At 66.0% G+C, this 15863-nt stretch carries 17 protein-coding genes; 7 read left to right on the top strand and 10 right to left on the bottom strand.

From position 1 onward, the window contains the following. From ACFJIX_RS07560 to ACFJIX_RS07550, 3 genes are read left to right on the top strand one after another with little or no spacing between them, the layout of a single operon-like run. Positions 1–321, top strand: a complete 321-nt coding sequence (locus tag ACFJIX_RS07560; RefSeq protein ID WP_377158849.1) for an AbrB/MazE/SpoVT family DNA-binding domain-containing protein — start codon at positions 1–3, stop codon at positions 319–321. Next, positions 318–800 (top strand): putative toxin-antitoxin system toxin component, PIN family, encoded by a 483-nt coding sequence (locus ACFJIX_RS07555; protein ID WP_377158846.1) that lies wholly within the window; start codon positions 318–320, stop codon positions 798–800. Before ACFJIX_RS07560 ends, ACFJIX_RS07555 begins: the two co-directional genes overlap by 4 nt. Before the next feature lie 15 nt (positions 801–815). After that, positions 816–1034, top strand: coding sequence for a hypothetical protein (locus tag ACFJIX_RS07550; RefSeq protein ID WP_377158843.1), 219 nt, complete (start codon positions 816–818; stop codon positions 1032–1034). A gap of 15 nt (positions 1035–1049) precedes the next feature. On the opposite strand, the gene ACFJIX_RS07545 is transcribed toward ACFJIX_RS07550, so the two are convergent. Continuing rightward, on the bottom strand, positions 1050–2138 hold the full coding sequence (locus tag ACFJIX_RS07545) for a hypothetical protein (protein ID WP_377158840.1): 1089 nt from the start codon (positions 2136–2138) through the stop codon (positions 1050–1052). 161 nt (positions 2139–2299) lie between these two features. Between ACFJIX_RS07545 and ACFJIX_RS07540 the strand changes: the two genes are divergently transcribed. After that, complete coding sequence (locus ACFJIX_RS07540) at positions 2300–3280, top strand: helix-turn-helix transcriptional regulator (RefSeq protein WP_377158837.1); 981 nt, start codon at positions 2300–2302, stop codon at positions 3278–3280. Between the two features lie 18 nt (positions 3281–3298). Here ACFJIX_RS07540 and ACFJIX_RS07535 read toward each other — a convergent pair whose 3' ends face one another. Both ACFJIX_RS07535 and ACFJIX_RS07530 read right to left on the bottom strand, forming a co-directional pair. Further along, positions 3299–3919, bottom strand: coding sequence for a cob(I)yrinic acid a,c-diamide adenosyltransferase (locus ACFJIX_RS07535; RefSeq protein WP_377158834.1), 621 nt, complete (start codon positions 3917–3919; stop codon positions 3299–3301). 85 nt (positions 3920–4004) lie between these two features. After that, complete coding sequence (locus tag ACFJIX_RS07530; protein ID WP_377158831.1) at positions 4005–4313, bottom strand: hypothetical protein; 309 nt, start codon at positions 4311–4313, stop codon at positions 4005–4007. Between the two features lie 177 nt (positions 4314–4490). Between ACFJIX_RS07530 and ACFJIX_RS07525 the strand changes: the two genes are divergently transcribed. Next, on the top strand, positions 4491–5936 hold the full coding sequence (locus ACFJIX_RS07525) for an FAD-binding oxidoreductase (protein WP_377158829.1): 1446 nt from the start codon (positions 4491–4493) through the stop codon (positions 5934–5936). 13 nt (positions 5937–5949) lie between these two features. Here the strand turns inward: ACFJIX_RS07525 and ACFJIX_RS07520 are convergent, their stop codons facing one another. From ACFJIX_RS07520 to ACFJIX_RS07500, 5 genes are all read right to left on the bottom strand, one after another. Then, positions 5950–7458: a SpoVR family protein gene (locus ACFJIX_RS07520; protein WP_377161664.1), complete on the bottom strand. Its 1509-nt coding sequence runs from the start codon at positions 7456–7458 to the stop codon at positions 5950–5952. 113 nt (positions 7459–7571) lie between these two features. Beyond that, positions 7572–8861, bottom strand: a complete 1290-nt coding sequence (locus tag ACFJIX_RS07515; RefSeq protein WP_377158827.1) for a YeaH/YhbH family protein — start codon at positions 8859–8861, stop codon at positions 7572–7574. 32 nt (positions 8862–8893) lie between these two features. After that, positions 8894–10816, bottom strand: coding sequence for a PrkA family serine protein kinase (locus ACFJIX_RS07510; RefSeq protein ID WP_377158825.1), 1923 nt, complete (start codon positions 10814–10816; stop codon positions 8894–8896). A gap of 425 nt (positions 10817–11241) precedes the next feature. Further along, on the bottom strand, positions 11242–12150 hold the full coding sequence (locus ACFJIX_RS07505) for a ParB/RepB/Spo0J family partition protein (protein WP_331614092.1): 909 nt from the start codon (positions 12148–12150) through the stop codon (positions 11242–11244). Positions 12151–12219: 69 nt separating this feature from the next. Further along, positions 12220–12810: an RBBP9/YdeN family alpha/beta hydrolase gene (locus tag ACFJIX_RS07500; protein WP_377158823.1), complete on the bottom strand. Its 591-nt coding sequence runs from the start codon at positions 12808–12810 to the stop codon at positions 12220–12222. A gap of 68 nt (positions 12811–12878) precedes the next feature. Between ACFJIX_RS07500 and argC the strand changes: the two genes are divergently transcribed. After that, a complete protein-coding gene (gene argC, locus ACFJIX_RS07495; RefSeq protein ID WP_377158821.1) occupies positions 12879–13844 on the top strand; it encodes an N-acetyl-gamma-glutamyl-phosphate reductase in 966 nt (321 codons plus the stop codon). Next, complete coding sequence (locus ACFJIX_RS07490) at positions 13844–14290, top strand: GNAT family N-acetyltransferase (protein WP_377158819.1); 447 nt, start codon at positions 13844–13846, stop codon at positions 14288–14290. Before argC ends, ACFJIX_RS07490 begins: the two co-directional genes overlap by 1 nt. Before the next feature lie 4 nt (positions 14291–14294). Here the strand turns inward: ACFJIX_RS07490 and ACFJIX_RS07485 are convergent, their stop codons facing one another. Beyond that, positions 14295–14945: a GNAT family N-acetyltransferase gene (locus ACFJIX_RS07485; protein WP_377158818.1), complete on the bottom strand. Its 651-nt coding sequence runs from the start codon at positions 14943–14945 to the stop codon at positions 14295–14297. Positions 14946–15083: 138 nt separating this feature from the next. Continuing rightward, positions 15084–15857 (bottom strand): ParA family protein, encoded by a 774-nt coding sequence (locus tag ACFJIX_RS07480; RefSeq protein WP_377158816.1) that lies wholly within the window; start codon positions 15855–15857, stop codon positions 15084–15086. Positions 15858–15863 lie beyond the last annotated feature (6 nt).

Raw genomic sequence — 15863 nt, 5'->3', positions numbered from 1 at the left:
GTGCTGGCGAAGCTGACGTCCAAGAACCAGCTGACCCTGCCGAAAAGCGTCACCGACAAGCTCGGTCCCGTGCAGTACTTCGAAGTGCTGTTGCAGGCGGGGCAGGTGGTGCTGACGCCGGTGCGCATCCAGCGCGGCGATGCGGTCCGGGCCAAGCTGGCGGAACTCGAGCTCGATGATGGCGTCATCGCCAAGGCAATGGCGTTCTCGTCGAAGGCAGCGAAGCCTGCCGCCAAGGCCGTGAAGGTCGAGAAGGCCGTGAAAACGCCCGCCACCACGGGCAAGACCGCCGTTCGCAAGACCGCTCGCAGATCCGCATGACGCGTCGATCGAAGAAGACGGCGCCGGAGCTCGCCGTCATCGATCCGGCTTTGATCCTGCGCGCGTTGCTGATGTCGGGGGGTGAAGCGCTCGGCCTGCGCCGTGCGTGGCAGCAAGGTGTGCTGCGGCCACTGGTCAGTCCTGATCTCGCGGCGACGCTGATGCGGGCACTTGCCTATCCGAAGCTTGTGCTGTCCGAGGTGCAACAACAGGAACTGCTCGCGGACTTCCTGCCGTATGCCGAGGTCGTGAAGCCGGCGCGTGGACCAAGGATCGCGGGCGTTTCCGAGTCGATGCAATCGCTCGTCGAACTCGCGCTGCAAGGGGGTGCTTCACTGCTCTTGTGCGACGACTCGGTGCTGTCGGCATGGTCTGCGAACAGTCGCAGCCAGGCGGCTCGGCAACTCTGCACGGTCCGTGCGATGTCTGCATGGTTCCAGGTGTTGCCCCCCTCCCAGCGTGACATGCTGCTTTGCTAGATTCCGCGGTCGCATATGTCCAGCTTCCACGACCGCATCCCCAGCAACATGTGGCGCGTGGTGTTCTACGAACGCCGCGGCAATCGCGTCCACCTCGACCGCACCGGGCCCTGGCTCCCTCAGAAATCGCACGCCCGTCAGTGGGCGGACTGGTTCAAGGAGCAGGGCTACCACGTCGCGCTCCAGGACCAGAACGGCAGCCTTGAAAAGCTGCACGTGGGGCTTCCGGGCTGAAGCTCGCGGTGGGGTTCAGGCCGCCGATCGGAATCCCTGACGTTCCAGCGCCCAACCGTCCGTGGGGGCAACGTGGCTCTGGACGCGCACGGTGCTCAGCCGCTTGCTGGCGGCGCGTTGCACCAGCTGTTCCGCCTGTTCCGGGGTCAGTTGTTGCGCGAAGTGCGTCCAGCGCTTCTGCAGCAGCGGATCGCGCCACGCATCCTCCAGCGCCCAGCGGATGTCCATCGGGTCGGTGAGCGACTGGCAGCGCAGCACGCGGGGGACCAGCGCCAGGACGAACTTCGAAAAGTCGGCGCGTTGCTGCGCGGCCATCAGTGCTTCGAGACGCGTCAGGCGCTGACTCCATCCGGGTGTGGCCAGTTGGCGAGTGACCAGGGCCTGCAAGGCCTGCACCGGGTTGAACATCCGCAGGCGGTTCGGCGGGAGGGCCAGCATCGGCAGCTGTGCGGCCAGTTCATGCGACATCGGCGTCACGAAGCTCGTCAGGATCGCCATGCGTTCCCAGGCGTCGGCGTTCAGTCCGCCGGCCATCGTCATCGGTCCCTGGCGCAGGCTCTGCGCCATCGCCCAGCATTGCTGCCATCCGCGGTCGAGCTTCGCGACATTGGCCGCGTGGCTGATCAAGGCCAGGTTGCCTGCCGCATAGCCGGCGTCGTCGCGCACGCGGTCGATCGAGCGTCGCTGCGGGTGCCCGTCCTCGTCACTGAACCCCAGGCGGCTGACCGGGCAGTGCGTCGTGTCCAACTGCTGCAGGTAGTTGGGCGTGACCAGCAGCGTCTCGAAGCTGCGGCCGCGTTGCCAGGCATGCAGGCGCAGCGAGAGCCACAGCTGCGTATGGCGGTGCGACTTCAGCGTGCGCGCGCCGAAGGTCGACCGGCCCAGTTGCCAGCCTTGCTGCAGCGGCGATTGACGGAACAGCTGCTCGACCGGCGGCGTCAGCCCGTGGTGGGCGTAGTCCCAGCCCAGTTCGAAACCGACGCGCTCATGGCTCGAGGCCCCGGTCTCCTCCTTCGTGTCACCCAGGTCGTCGACCGCGGTCATCGGCAAGGGCAGTTGCTGGATGGCGATGTCGTCGGCGTTGCGGTGGATCGTGGCGACCATGTGGGTTCTCCTTGAGGACTTGGAAACCGGGACCTGGGGCATGACTGCTTCAGGCTTGGGATCAAGTATTCAAGTTGGGTGGCTCATAGAATGAGCCATCCCATCCCCAGTCGACAGAAAGTTGAGGGTCGACTACCCAGATCTGTCAGGAGAGGACCCGCATGGACCGCACCGAGCGCTTCTACAAGATCGAAATGCTGATCCGCAGTCGCGGCTGCGTGAGCTTCGCAGAGATGCGGGAGCTGCTGGAGGTGTCGCCGGCGACGCTCAAGCGCGATCTGCAGTACCTGCGTGAACGCATGGATGCCCCGATCGAGTACGACGCCACCGAGAACGGCTATCGCTTCGGCCAGCAGTGGCGCGGCCAGCGGCACGAGTTGCCCGGCGTCTGGTTCAGCGAGAAGGAACTGCACGCGCTGCTGACCATGCATCAGATGATGGCCGGGCTCGACGAGAACGGACTGTTGAGCCGGCACCTGCAGCCGATGCTGGACAAGCTCACCGGCATGCTCGGCGGCGACGAGGTCGAGGCGCAGGAAATGACGCGTCGCATCAAGCTGATCTCGACGGCGCGGCGGCGGGTGCCGTCAGAGCATTTCGAGACGGTCGGAAGCGCCGTCGTGAAGCGTCTGCGGCTGAAGCTGCGATACCGCAAGCGCGGACCCGGCGGCGGGTCGGTCAGCGAGCGCGAGGTGTCCCCTCAGCGCCTGGTCCACTACCGGAACACGTGGTACCTCGATGCGTGGTGTCACGCCAGCGACGGGCTGAGACGCTTCGCGCTCGATGCGATGGAGGATGCGGCCGTGCTGGAGGATCAGGCGGCGCGCAGCCTGCCGCTCAAGGAACTCGAGGGAGAACTCGACCAGGGTTACGGGATCTTCGCCGGCGGCGATCCGCAGTGGGCGACGGTGATCTTCAGCGAGCAGATCGCGGCCTGGGTCTCCAGCGAGGAATGGCATCCGGCACAGCGCAGCGAATGGTTGCCCGATGGACGCTGGCGTCTGGAGCTGCCTTTCGTCGATGCGACAGAGCTGCTCATGGACTTGCTGCGGCACGCCGGCCAGGTCGACGTGGTGGCGCCGCCCGCGCTGCGCGAGGCCTACGTGAAGCGCCTCAGGACCGCGGCGGCCGCCGTGGCCTGAGGGAGGCCGTTCAGGCGCTCAGGAGGCGTTCCCGGGGCCTTCCTGGGCTTGTTCCGCGGCCTCTTCGGCCGCGTATCGGGCCAGACGCTCGCTTTTCCAGTAGACGTCATCGCCGCCCTTGCCGTCGAGATTGGCCCGATTCAGCACGCGCGCCAGCACGAACAGCAGGTCCGACAAGCGGTTCAGGTAGTGGCGCGGCGCGGTGTTGATCGTCTCGTGCGCTGCCAGCGTGACCACGGCGCGCTCGGCGCGCCGGGCGATCGTGCGGCAGACATGGGCAATGGCGGCACTGCGGGTGCCGGCGGGAAGGATGAATTCCGCCAGGCGGGGCAGGGCGGCGTTGTGATCGGCCAGTGCCTGGTCGAGATGCAGGACCGCGGCTTCCTTCAGCAGGCTGTAGCCGGGCATGCAAAGCTCCCCACCGAGGTTGAACAGCTCGTGCTGGATCGTGACCAGCAGGTCGCGGACGTCGTCGGGCAGGGGCTCGGCCAGCAACACGCCGATCTGGGAATTCAGTTCGTCCACATCGCCCATCGCCTGCACGCGCAGATGGTCCTTGGGGACGCGGGTGCCGTCGCCGAGGCCGGTCGTGCCGTCGTCGCCGGTGCGGGTCGCGATCTGGGAGAGTCGATTGGCCATGGCGGGTGCCGCGCGGGCTGCGGAGTGCAAACCCGGCATCTTGCCGCAACTCGTCCGACCCGTGGACCGAGCGCCGTCAGATCCGTCAGTTCCGGCTGCCGCTGCGATGGAATACCGGGCGGTGGTGGGACATGCCGGTCGAATGGCCGTGGATGTCGTGGACCGCGTGGCGCGGAATGCCGACAGGTCTCGGCACGTGATGCGCCTGCGGGCGCGTGCCCGGTTCGGGCGCGTCGGCGGGAACGCCGGGATCGATGTCGCGGGCTGCCGCGTCGTTGGGCAGGTGGCGGAGCTGATCCATCCACCAGACCTTCAGCCAATCCATGCGCAGCGTGGCGACCACCAGCAGCGCCAGTAGCAGGGCCCAGATCGTCCATAACCACAGATGGGACATGGCGGACTCCTCATGTCGCGCGAGCCAGCGCGCGGTCCGTCCATGCTGTCACTGTGCGGGTCGCGACGCAAGCGCGACGATGCAAGCGGATGCAGCGACCGCGCTTCCTAGAATCGACCGGACAACACCGGCCACGGAGTTCCTCCGCATCGGACCGCGTGGAACCAGGAGACAGCGATGAATGCGCCTCGAGAACTCGGTGACCCTCCGACGCCACACGCGTCGGCCCATCAGCCGTCCCATGCGCCGCGGCCAATGCCGGCGGCGATGCTGGACGCGTTGAAGGCGCGGTTCGGGGATCGCTGCAGCACCGCAATGGCGTTGCGCGAGCAGCACGGTCGCGACGAGTCGCCGTTCGACGTGCCACCGCCGGAGGCCGTCGTCTTTGCCGAGAGCAACGAAGAGGTGGCGGCGGTGCTGGCGTTGGCCAACGCGCATCGCGTGCCGGTGATCCCCTACGGCGCCGGGACCTCGCTGGAAGGGCATCTGCTGGCGGTGCAGGGCGGCGTGAGCCTGGATCTGTCTCGGATGAAGGGCATCCTGCGGGTCAATGCCGAGGATCTGACGGTGACCGTCCAGGCCGGCGTGACGCGCAATCAGCTCAATGCCGAGGTCCGTCATCAGGGCTTGTTCTTTCCGATCGACCCGGGCGCGGATGCCTCGATCGGCGGGATGTCGGCGACGCGCGCGAGTGGCACGAACGCTGTGCGCTACGGGACGATGAAGGAGAACGTGCTCGGGCTGACCGTCGCGACACCGGATGGCCGGCTGATCCGTACCGGTTCCCGGGCCCGCAAGAGCAGCGCGGGGTATGACCTGACGCGCTTGTATGTCGGCAGCGAGGGGACATTGGGCGCGATCTGCGAGATCACGCTGCGGCTGTATCCGTTGCCCGAAGCGGTGTCGGCGGCGGTGTGCTCCTTCGAATCGATCGACGCCGCCGTCCGGACGACGATCGAGATCATCCAGATGGGCGTGCCGATCGCGCGCTGCGAGCTGCTCGACGCGCATGCCGTCCGGGCGGTCAACCGCCATGACAAGCTGAGCCTGCGCGAGGCGCCGATGCTGCTGATGGAGTTCCACGGCTCCGAGGCCGGTGTCGCGGAGCAAGCCGCGACGGTGCAGGAGATCGCGGCCGAGCACGGCGGCACCGGCTTCGAATGGGCGACGACGCCGGAGGAGCGCACGCGACTCTGGACCGCGCGGCATCACGCCTACCTGTCGGCGCTGCAGACGAAGCCCGGCTGCCGGGCGGTGACGACGGACACCTGCGTGCCGATCTCTCGACTGGCGGAGTCGATCAACGTCTCGGTCGAGGAGGTCGAGGCCAGCGGGCTGCCGTACTTCATCGTCGGCCATGTCGGCGACGGCAACTTCCACATGGGGTACCTGATCGATCCGGCCATTCCCGCGGAGCGCGACACCGCCGAGCGCCTGAGCGCGCAGATGGTGGCCCGGGCCATCGCGTTCGAAGGCACCTGCACCGGCGAGCACGGCATCGGCCTGCACAAGCAGGGATTCCTGCTGCAGGAGGCGGGGGAGGGCGCGGTCGATCAGATGCGAGCGCTCAAGCGGGCGCTCGATCCGAACGACATCATGAATCCCGGGAAGATCTTCGCCTGACGGGCCCGGAATCTCAGTGCTGAGGTGCCGGCACGCTCCAGCGGCGTGACACGTCGCCGCGTGCATTGACGCTCTCGAGCTGGACGCCGAATCCCCAGAGTCGGGCGACGTGCTTCAGCACTTCCTGTGCGCCGTCATGCAGCGGGCGGTCCTGATGCTGCTGGTGGCGCAGCGTCAATGAACGGTCGCCTCGCAGGTTGACGTTCCACACCTGGATGTTGGGCTCGCGCGTGGACAGGTCGTACTGCCGGGACAGCGCCTGCCGCACGTACTGGTAGCCTTGTTCATCGTGGATCGCGGAGATCTCGTACTCCGCCTGATGCTCGTCGTCGAGGATCGAGAACAGCCGGAAATCGCGCATGATCTTCGGGCTCAGGTACTGCGCGATGAAGCTCTCGTCCTTGAAGTTGCGCATCGCGTGGTCCAGCGTCGGCAGCCAGTCGCTGCCGGCGATCGCGGGGAACCACTCGCGGTCCTCGTCGGTCGGCTTCTCGCAGATGCGCTTGATGTCCGTGTACATCGCGAATCCCAAGGCATACGGATTGAGCTGCGCCATCGCCGGCTGCGCCACCACGTTGGTGTGCGACTTCAACCACTCGATCATCATGCCGTCCGACAGGTAGCCGTCGTCGTACATGGTGTTGAGCAGCTTGTGATGCCAGAACGTCGCCCAGCCTTCGTTCATGACCTGCGTCTGACGCTGCGGATAGAAGTACTGCGCGATCTTGCGGACGATGCGCACGATCTCGCGCTGCCACGGCTCCAGCAGCGGCGCGTTCTTCTCGATGAAGTACAGCAGGTTCTCCTGCGGCTCGCTGGGGAAGCGGCGCTTCTCTTCTTCCTTGGCCTCGTCCTCCATACGCCGCGGCAGCGTGCGCCACATGTCGTTGACCTGCAGCTGCGCATAGGACTCGCGGTCCTTGCGCATCGCCTGCTCCTGCGCGAGCGAGAGCTTGGCTGGCCGGCGATACCGGTCGACGCCGTGATTCATCAGCGCGTGGCACGAGTCCAGCGTCGACTCCACCGCGTCGAGGCCGTAGCGCTGCTCGCAGTCGGCGACGTAGTTCTTCGCGTAGACCAGGTAGTCGATGATCGACGACGCGTCGGTCCACATCCGGAACAGGTAGTTGTTCTTGAAGAAGCTGTTGTGGCCGTAGCAGGCATGCGCAATCACCAGCGCCTGCATCGCCATCGTGTTTTCCTCCATCAGGTAGGCGATGCAAGGGTCGGAGTTGATGACGATCTCGTAGGCCAGACCCATCTGGCCGCGCTTGTAGTTGCGCTCGGTGGAGATGAACTCCTTGCCGTAGCTCCAGTGCCGGTAGTTCACCGGCATCCCGACCGACGCATACGCATCCATCATCTGCTCGGCGGTGATGACCTCGAGCTGGTTCGGATAGGTGTCCAGCCCATAGCGCTCGGCCGTCTGGCGGATGACGTCGTGGTACTGCTCGACGAGCTCGAAGGTCCAGTCGCTCGGCGACGGGAGCGGATGGTCGGGCCGCTTCTCCAGCGGCCGCATCTGCGTCAATGGCGCGCGGACACGGCGGCCGCCGTATTCGTTAGCACCGACGCCGACACCGACATTGCGGCGATTCTCCAGGCTGCTCATGGTGATGCCCTCCGGCGCCGCGGTCACGCGGTCGCCCCTTCCTTCTTGAACAGGTCGCGGAAGACCGGATAGATCTGCGCCACGTCGACCGCCTTGCGCATGGCGAAGTGATGCACCTCCTGCTCCAGCTTGGCGTACTCCTCCCAGAGGTTCTGCTCGGCCTCCGCCACCTGCACGTAGGCGTAGTAGCGGCAGAGCGGGAGGATCTTGTCGGCCAGCAATTCGCGGCAGCGGCCGCTGTCGTGGTGCCAGTTGTCGCCGTCGCTGGCCTGCGCGCCGTAGATGTTCCAGTCGCCGGCCGGATAACGCGCGCGGATGATCTCTTCCATCATCACCAGCGCCGACGACACCACCGTGCCGCCCGTCTCCGTGGCGTGGAAGAAGTTCTGCTCGTCGACTTCCTGCGCCTGGGTGTGGTGGCGGATGAAGACGACCTCGATCTTCTCGTAGTGCCGCGTCAGGAACAGGTAGAGCAGGATGAAGAAGCGCTTGGCCAGGTCCTTGCGGCTTTCGTCCATCGAGCCCGAGACATCCATCAGGCAGAACATCACCGCCCGCGTCGTCGGCTGCGGCACCTTGATGCGGTTGCGGAAGCGCAGGTCGATCGGGTCGAGGAACGGGATGTTGGACAGGCGCTGGCGCAGGAGCACGATGCGTGCCTCGGTCTCCGCGATCAGCGCCTGGATCTCGGGGCGGCGCTGGTCCTCTTCCTGCTGGAGGGTCAGCAGCCGGGTCTCGAGTTCGTGGAGCTCGCGCCGCTTGTCCATGCCCAGCGCGATCCGACGCCCCAACGCGCCGCGCATCGAGCGCACCACGTGCAGGTTGGTCGGCGTGCCGTCGGTGACGTAGCCGGCCCGCACGGTCTTGTACTCGGGGGTCTCGGCCAGCGTTGTGCGGGCGAGGTTGGGCAGCGCCAGGTCCTCGAAGAAGACCTGCATGAACTCCTCCTTGCTGAGGTGGAAGACGAAGTCGTCCTCGCCCTCGCCGGAGTCGCTCGCCTGAGAGCCGCCGCCCCCGCCCTGGCCGCCCTGCGGCTTGCCGATGCGGTCACCCTTGATGTGCTCCGTGTTGCCGGGCCGCACGACTTCGCGGGTCCCGCCTTCTCCGTGGCTGAAGACGGGCTCGCTCAGGTCGCGTTTGGGGATCTGGACATCCTCGCCGCGCTCCATGTCCCGGATGCCGCGCTTGTCCACCGCGCGCCGCACCGCGTCGCGGATCTGGTCCTTGTAGCGGCGCAGGAAGCGCTCCCGATTCCCGATCGACTTGTTCTTGCCCGACAGCCGTCTATCGATGATTTGTTGAAGGCCTGTCATGAGGGGGACCTTTCCGGTGGCATTCGTTCGACTCAGCTCGACTTCCTCACGCGCAGATACCACTCGCAGAGCAGCCGGACCTGCTTCGGCGTGTAGCCCTTGTCGACCATCCGCTGGACGAAGTTCTCATGCTTCTTCGCCTCGTCGGCGCTGGCCTTGGCGTTGAAGCTGATCACCGGCAGCAGTTCCTCGGTGTTGGAGAACATCTTCTTCTCGATCACCGTGCGCAGCTTCTCGTAGCTGGTCCACAGCGGGTTCTTGCCGGCGTTGTTGGCGCGCGCGCGCAGCACGAAGTTGACGATCTCGTTGCGGAAATCCTTCGGGTTGCTGATGCCCGCGGGCTTCTCGATCTTCTCGAGCTCCGCGTTCAGCGCCGACCGGTCGAAGACCTCGCCGGTGTCGGTGTCGCGGTACTCCTGGTCCTGGATCCAGTAATCGGCGTAGGTCACGTAGCGGTCGAAGATGTTCTGGCCGTACTCGCTGTAGCTTTCCAGATAGGCGGTCTGGATCTCCTTGCCGATGAACTCGGCGTAGCGCGGTGCCAGAACCTCCTTGATGAAGCCGACGAACTTCTGTTCCGACTCCTGCGGGAACTGCTCGCGCTCGATCTGCTGCTCGAGCACGTACATCAGATGGACCGGATTGGCGGCGACCTCGGTCGAGTCGAAGTTGAAGACCTTCGACAGGATCTTGTACGCGAACCGCGTCGAGATGCCGGCCATGCCCTCGTCGACGCCGGCGTAATCGCGGTATTCCTGGATCGACTTGGCCTTCGGGTCGGTGTCCTTCAGGTTGTCGCCGTCATAGATCTGCATCTTGCTGAAGGCGCTGGAGTTCTCCGGGTCCTTCAGCCGGGTCAGCACCGCAAACTGCGCCATCATCTTCAAGGTGCCGGGGGCGCACTTGGCCTCGGCCAGCGAGGAGCCGCGGATCAGCTTCTCGTAGATCTTCACTTCCTCGCTGACGCGCAGGCAGTAGGGCACCTTGACGATGTAGATGCGATCGAGGAAAGCCTCGTTGTTCTTGTTGTTGCGGAAGGTCTTCCACTCGCTTTCGTTGCTGTGCGCCAGCACGATGCCGTCGAAGGGGATCGCGCCGAAGCCTTCGGTGCCCTTGAAGTTCCCTTCCTGCGTCGCGGTCAGCAGCGGGTGCAGCACCTTGATCGGCGCCTTGAACATCTCGACGAACTCCAGCAGGCCCTGGTTGGCCAGGCACAGGCCGCCGGAATAGCTGTAGGCGTCGGGATCGTCCTGCGCGTAGGTCTCGAGCTTGCGGATGTCGACCTTGCCGACCAGCGAGCTGATGTCCTGGTTGTTCTCGTCGCCCGGTTCGGTCTTGGCGACACCGATCTGCTTGAGCACGCTCGGCAGCCGCTTGACGACCTTGAACTTGCGGATGTCGCCGCCGAACTCGTCGAGGCGCTTCACCGCCCACGGGCTCAGGATGCGGTTGAGGTAGCGGCGCGGGATGCCGTACTCGCGTTCCAGCAGCGGGCCGTCCTCGACGACATCGAACAGCCCGAGCGGGCTCTCGTTCACGGGGCTGTCCTTGAGCGCGTAGAACGGCACGTGCTCCATCAGCTGCTTGAGGCGCTCGGCGATCGAGCTCTTGCCGCCGCCGACCGGGCCCAGCAGATACAGGATCTGCTTCTTCTCTTCCAGCCCCTGCGCCGCGTGGCGGAAGTAGCTGACGACCTGCTCGATCGCGTCCTCCATGCCGTAGAACTCGGCGAAGGCGGGATAGATCTTGATGACCTTGTTCTGGAAGATCCGCGACAGGCGCGAGTCATTGCGCGTGTCCAGCATCTGCGGCTCGCCGATCGCCTTGAGCATGCGCTCGGCGGCGGTGGCGTAGGCGAGGGGATTGCGCTTGCACTCGTCGAGGTACTCCTCCAGCGTGAGTTCTTCGACCTTGCTGCGTTCGTAGCGTGCCGCGAAATGGCTGATCACATCCATGCTGACCTCCAGGGTGGTTCATTGGGAGGCGACGCGCGTCCGTGCGACAACGGACCTCGCATCGTCCAGGAAGTTCTGGCGACGTCCATGACTCAAGGCGTCATCAGAGCTTTCCGAGCTCAGCAAGCATTCAGCAAACGGCCAGCCCATGCTGGTCCAAAGTCCGCCGTCCTGTGCAAGGTCCCGATCGACGACCTTGAGCGCGGTACGGCTTTACCGGGTCATGCTACGCCCATCGGAAGCGATGCGCGATAGCAAGACATGACCCCGTTGTACTCCCATGTCCAACGCCTGTGAAGCGCGAAAGTTGACGATCCCCCGACGTGGGGCACCTGTGGGAAGTACGAAGAAGACAGCACGCATCCCGCGTGCCATTCTTGCGGATTGGCCGATCGGCGAGCCTCCGTGGGAGGCCGCGCGCGGCGTCACTCGTCCGCGCCGGCGGGACGCAGTTTTTGCAGCAAGCCGTTCAGTTCATCGAGCGAGCCGAAGCTGATCGCGACCTCACCCTGTTCGCCGCGTTTGGTCTTCTTCTTGACGCGGATTTCCACCTGCGCCGTCAGCAGGTCGGAAAGTTCTTCCTCGAGTCGGAGCACGTCCCGGCTCTTGTTCGCCTTCACCCGCAGCAGCGGCGCCTGCCGGCCGCCACCCTGCTGACGTTGGACCAGCTTCTCGGCCTCCCGCACGCTGAGCTTCTTCGCGGCGATCTCTGTGGCGCTGGTGATCTGGTGGGCGCCGTCCAGCGCCAGCAGCGCGCGTGCGTGGCCCATGTCGATGTCGCCGGCCATCAGCATGTTCTGGACGGGTTCGGCCAGGTTGAGCAGGCGCAGCAGGTTGGAGGCCGCGCTGCGCGAGCGGCCCACCGCCTGCGCCGCCTGGTCGTGGGTCAGTCCGAATTCATCGACCAGCCGCTTCAGGCCCTGGGCCTCTTCCAGGGCGTTGAGGTCCTCGCGCTGGATGTTCTCGATCAGCGCCATCGCGGCGGCGGCCTCATCGGGCACCGGCTTGACCAGCACCGGCACCTCGGCCAGGCCGGCCAGCTTCGCGGCGCGGAAGCGCCGTTCGCCCGCGATGATCTCGTAGCGGACCGCGCCGTTGGGCGCGATCGGACGCACCAGGATCGGTTGCATGATCCCTTGCGCCTTGATGCTTTCGGCCAGCTCGTAGAGCGAGCCTTCATCCATGCGGGTGCGAGGCTGGTATTTGCCGGCCTGCATCTGCGCCAGCGGGAGCACGCCGGGTTCGCCTTCGCGCACCGCCGGTGCGTCGCTCACTTTGGGGCCGAGCAGGGCCTCCAGGCCCATGCCCAGGCCCTTGGGTTTCTTTGTCGCCATGGGGCGCGATTCTCCGTGATTCCGGGGAGGGCCGTCGGCCCGATGTCGGATGTCGCCTGATCGGCTGTGTCAGCCGGCCAGACGCTTCAGCATCTCGCGCCCTTGCGGCCACGCGCCGAGGCCGGACGCGGCGTTGAGATGTCCCAGCGGTCCTGCCAGCACGAACTCCGCGCCCCAGTCTGCCGCCATGCCGGCGGAACGTTCCGGTGTGCAGAAGGGATCGTCGTTCGATGCGACGACGATCGCGGGGAAGGGCAGCCGCGGGCGCCGGATCGGCCTCCAGTTGTGCAGCTGCGGGGGCATCTCTTCGCGCTCGGTGTCGGGAGGCGCGACGAGCAGCGCGCCGGCCACCAGCCGCGTGTGGGCCGAATGCTCCGCCCATGCTGCCACCAACTGGCAGCCGAGGCTGTGCGCGACCAGCAGCGCCGGCTGGTCGTGCAGGCGACCGTCCTGCTGCAGCACTTCGTCAAGCCGGGCCATCCAGTCGCCGCGGCGTGGCCACTCCCAGTCGTTCTGCTCGACCCGGCTGTCGCCGTGAAGGCGTTGCCATTCGCTCTGCCAGTGATCGGGGTCGGAGTTCAACCACCCCGGCAGCAGGTAGACGGGCCGCGTGATCGGGGAGAGGTCCGGGTCATTCGGCGGAATGGCGTGTGTTGACATCGGTTGGCCTTATGCTTCGCGCTTTCTTCGGGAGGGTCCCGGAGGCAGCGGATTTTGCAGGAGCGGCGATGAAGTACGCGGTGTATGTCGACGGGCAGGAAGGCACGACCGGCCTGCGCATCAATGAATATCTGGCGCAGCGCGCCGACATCGAGGTGCTGCGCATCGACGCCGACAAGCGCAAGGATGCCGCCGAGCGCGCGCGACTGCTGAATGCCGCCGATGTCGCCTTCCTCTGTTTGCCTGACGCCGCCTCGCGGGAAGCCGCGGCCATGGTCAGCAATCCCAAGACCTGTCTGATTGACGCCAGCACCGCGCACCGTACCGCGCCGGGCTGGGCCTTCGGTCTTCCGGAACTGGCAAAGGGCCAGCGTGCCGCGATCCGCGATTCGAAGCGAATCGCCAACCCGGGCTGCCACGCCAGCGCCTTCATCCTGGCGGTGCGCCCGCTGGTCGATGCCGGCCTGCTGTCGCCCGACGCGCTGGTCACGGCGACGTCGATCACCGGCTACTCGGGAGGCGGCAAATCCATGATCGCGGAGTACGAGGCGGGCGGGAATCCGAAGCTGATCGCGCCGCGGCCTTACGCGCTGGGCCTGGCCCACAAGCATCTGCCGGAAATGATGGCTCACACCGGCTTGAAGACGGCGCCGGTGTTCATGCCCATCGTCTCCAACTTCTACAAGGGCCTGGCGGTGACCGCGCCGCTGCACCTGAGCCAGCTTCGCGCCGGCACGACGCCGCAACAGGTCCGCGACGCCCTGGCCGCCCACTACGAAGGCGAGCGCTTCATCCACGTGAAACCGCTGCGCGATGCGGACACGCTGGCCATGGGCTTTTTCGATGTGCAGGCCTGCAATGACACGAACAACGTCGACCTGTTCGTGTTCGGCAGCGAGCAGCAGATCCTCGTGATGGCCCGTCTGGACAACCTGGGCAAGGGCGCCAGCGGTGCCGCGGTGCAGAGCATGAATGTGCATCTGGGCGTGGACGAGTCGCTGGGCCTGACCGGTCCGGACGTCAACGACATCTGATGGCATCGACGAAGGGCGCTGGCTGGGAATGGCGCCGGGATGGCGCCGTCACCCAGCGCGACCTCGAGCTGCTTCGCGACGGCGTCATCCGCTACGGACGTCAACAGGCGCAGGGCAGCGATGCGCAAGACATCGCCGTGGCGCTGTATGACGGCGAGGAGTTGATCGCCGGCGCCTCCGGGCGCACCGAGTTCCAGCGCCTCTACGTCAACTACCTGTGGGTCCACGCGGACCGTCGTGGGCAGGGTATCGGCGGCGATTGCCTGCGCCAGCTCGAAGCAATGGCATTGAAACGAGGGTGCGTCGACGCGCTGATCGAGACGGTGCTGGACGAGACCGCCGAGATGTACGAGCACTTGGGCTACGCCTGCATCAGCCACGTGCACGACTTCGTGCCGGGCTTCACCCGCCACACGCTGTTGAAGGTCTGGCAGCCGCGCGACTAGGCGCTCACGCCCAGGCGCGAGGGTCGTCGCTGCGGTAGTGGTAGCGATAGGCCTGCAGGAAGCCCAGGCGGTCGTACAGCCGCTGCGCGGCCGCGTTGTCGGCTCCCACCTGCAGATACGCGCTCAGGGCGCCCTGGCGGCGCGCCTCGGCCAGGAGGGCCGCGCAGAGCCGGAGGCCATGACCGCGACCGCGTTGGTCCTCGGGCGTGAAGATGTCGAACAGCCCCGCCATTCCGCCTGCCGGCGCTCCGTCGGGACCCGGATCGATGGCCACTTGGCCACAGGCGAGCAGCACGCCGTCGTGCTCCATCTTGAAGGCCTGATGCGGGATGCTGGCTTGCTCGAGGCGACGCGCATGGCCGTCGATCTCCTCGGCACTGGAACCGCGCAGTGCGCCGATCAGTGCGGCGTACTCGACGGGCGACAGCGACATCAACCCGTTCGCGTCAGCGAAGGCATCCAATGATGGCAGCACCATCACGTCGGCGGGATCAAACCGGATCCACCCCTTGGCGGCGAGTTGATCGTCAAGATCGGCGGGTTGGCTGAATGGGGTGAGCCGAAGGATCAGCGGCAGTCCCGCCTGCTCGAAGCTGGCGCGGCAGCGGCGCAGCAGGTCGTCGAGAGGAAGGGTGCCCCCCGCGAGCGCGTTCACGCATCGCGAGCGCTTGGCCTTGCCCGGGGAGAGTCGCAGCAGCCAACCCTCGACCTGTGCTTCACGTGGCGAGGACGCCGCGTTCAAGCCGGCCAGTTCCGCACGGCGGGCGAGGGCGTGCAGCTCGGCCGACATCGTTCAGCGCATCGCGCCGACGCGAGTCACCATTTCCTTGGCGAAATCGATGAAGGCGTGCGCACCCTTGGAGCCCGCGTCGAAAACGACGCCAGGCAGGCCATAGCTGGGGGCTTCGGCCAGGCGGACGTTGCGAGGGATGACGGTGTCGAACACCTTCTCGCCGAAGTGCGCCTTCAGCTGTTCGCTGACCTGCTGCTGCAGCGTGATGCGCGGGTCAAACATGACGCGCAGCAGGCCGATGATCTGCAGGTCCGGATTCAGGTTGGCGTGGATCTGCTTGATCGTGTTGACCAGGTCCGTGAGGCCTTCCAGCGCAAAGTACTCGCACTGCATCGGGACGACGACGCCATGCGCCGAGCACAGTCCGTTCAGCGTCAGCATGGACAGCGAGGGAGGGCAGTCGATCAGGATGAAGTCGTAATCCTGTGCCGAGGCAGCCAATGCCGTCTTCAAGCGTTGCTCGCGGCGGTCGAGTTCTACCAGCTCCACCTCGGCACCAGCCAGCTCACGATTGGCGCCCAGCACGTCATAGCCGGCCTTCTCGCTCCGCTGCCTCGCCTCGGCAATGGTGGCCGACTCCAGCAGGACGTCATAGACGGTCAGCGACAGTGCTCGCTTGTCGATGCCCGAGCCCATCGTCGCGTTACCTTGGGGGTCAAGATCCACCACCAGCACGCGCTGCCCGACCTTGGCGAGTCCGGCAGCCAGATTCACGGTGGTGGTCGTCTTGCCGACGCCGCCTTTTTGGTTCGCAACGCAAAAAATCTTGGCCATGAATGG

This window comes from Roseateles sp. UC29_93 (genome assembly GCF_042695725.1).
In the GTDB taxonomy this organism is placed as follows: Bacteria; Pseudomonadota; Gammaproteobacteria; order Burkholderiales; family Burkholderiaceae_C; genus Roseateles; species Roseateles noduli_A.
The sequence above is the reverse complement of the archived record's forward strand: the minus strand, read 5'-3'. Positions and strand labels throughout refer to the sequence as shown.

Coding starts and splice junctions, on each gene's coding strand:
- ACFJIX_RS07555 (WP_377158846.1), top strand. CDS start 318: ATGACGCGTCGATCGAAGAAGACGGCGCCGGAGCTCGCCGTCATCGAT.
- ACFJIX_RS07550 (WP_377158843.1), top strand. CDS start 816: ATGTCCAGCTTCCACGACCGCATCCCCAGCAACATGTGGCGCGTGGTG.
- ACFJIX_RS07545 (WP_377158840.1), bottom strand. CDS start 2,138: ATGGTCGCCACGATCCACCGCAACGCCGACGACATCGCCATCCAGCAA.
- ACFJIX_RS07540 (WP_377158837.1), top strand. CDS start 2,300: ATGGACCGCACCGAGCGCTTCTACAAGATCGAAATGCTGATCCGCAGT.
- ACFJIX_RS07535 (WP_377158834.1), bottom strand. CDS start 3,919: ATGGCCAATCGACTCTCCCAGATCGCGACCCGCACCGGCGACGACGGC.
- ACFJIX_RS07530 (WP_377158831.1), bottom strand. CDS start 4,313: ATGTCCCATCTGTGGTTATGGACGATCTGGGCCCTGCTACTGGCGCTG.
- ACFJIX_RS07525 (WP_377158829.1), top strand. CDS start 4,491: ATGAATGCGCCTCGAGAACTCGGTGACCCTCCGACGCCACACGCGTCG.
- ACFJIX_RS07520 (WP_377161664.1), bottom strand. CDS start 7,458: ATGCGGCCGCTGGAGAAGCGGCCCGACCATCCGCTCCCGTCGCCGAGC.
- ACFJIX_RS07515 (WP_377158827.1), bottom strand. CDS start 8,861: ATGACAGGCCTTCAACAAATCATCGATAGACGGCTGTCGGGCAAGAAC.
- ACFJIX_RS07510 (WP_377158825.1), bottom strand. CDS start 10,816: ATGGATGTGATCAGCCATTTCGCGGCACGCTACGAACGCAGCAAGGTC.
- ACFJIX_RS07505 (WP_331614092.1), bottom strand. CDS start 12,150: ATGGCGACAAAGAAACCCAAGGGCCTGGGCATGGGCCTGGAGGCCCTG.
- ACFJIX_RS07500 (WP_377158823.1), bottom strand. CDS start 12,810: ATGTCAACACACGCCATTCCGCCGAATGACCCGGACCTCTCCCCGATC.
- argC (WP_377158821.1), top strand. CDS start 12,879: ATGAAGTACGCGGTGTATGTCGACGGGCAGGAAGGCACGACCGGCCTG.
- ACFJIX_RS07490 (WP_377158819.1), top strand. CDS start 13,844: ATGGCATCGACGAAGGGCGCTGGCTGGGAATGGCGCCGGGATGGCGCC.
- ACFJIX_RS07480 (WP_377158816.1), bottom strand. CDS start 15,857: ATGGCCAAGATTTTTTGCGTTGCGAACCAAAAAGGCGGCGTCGGCAAG.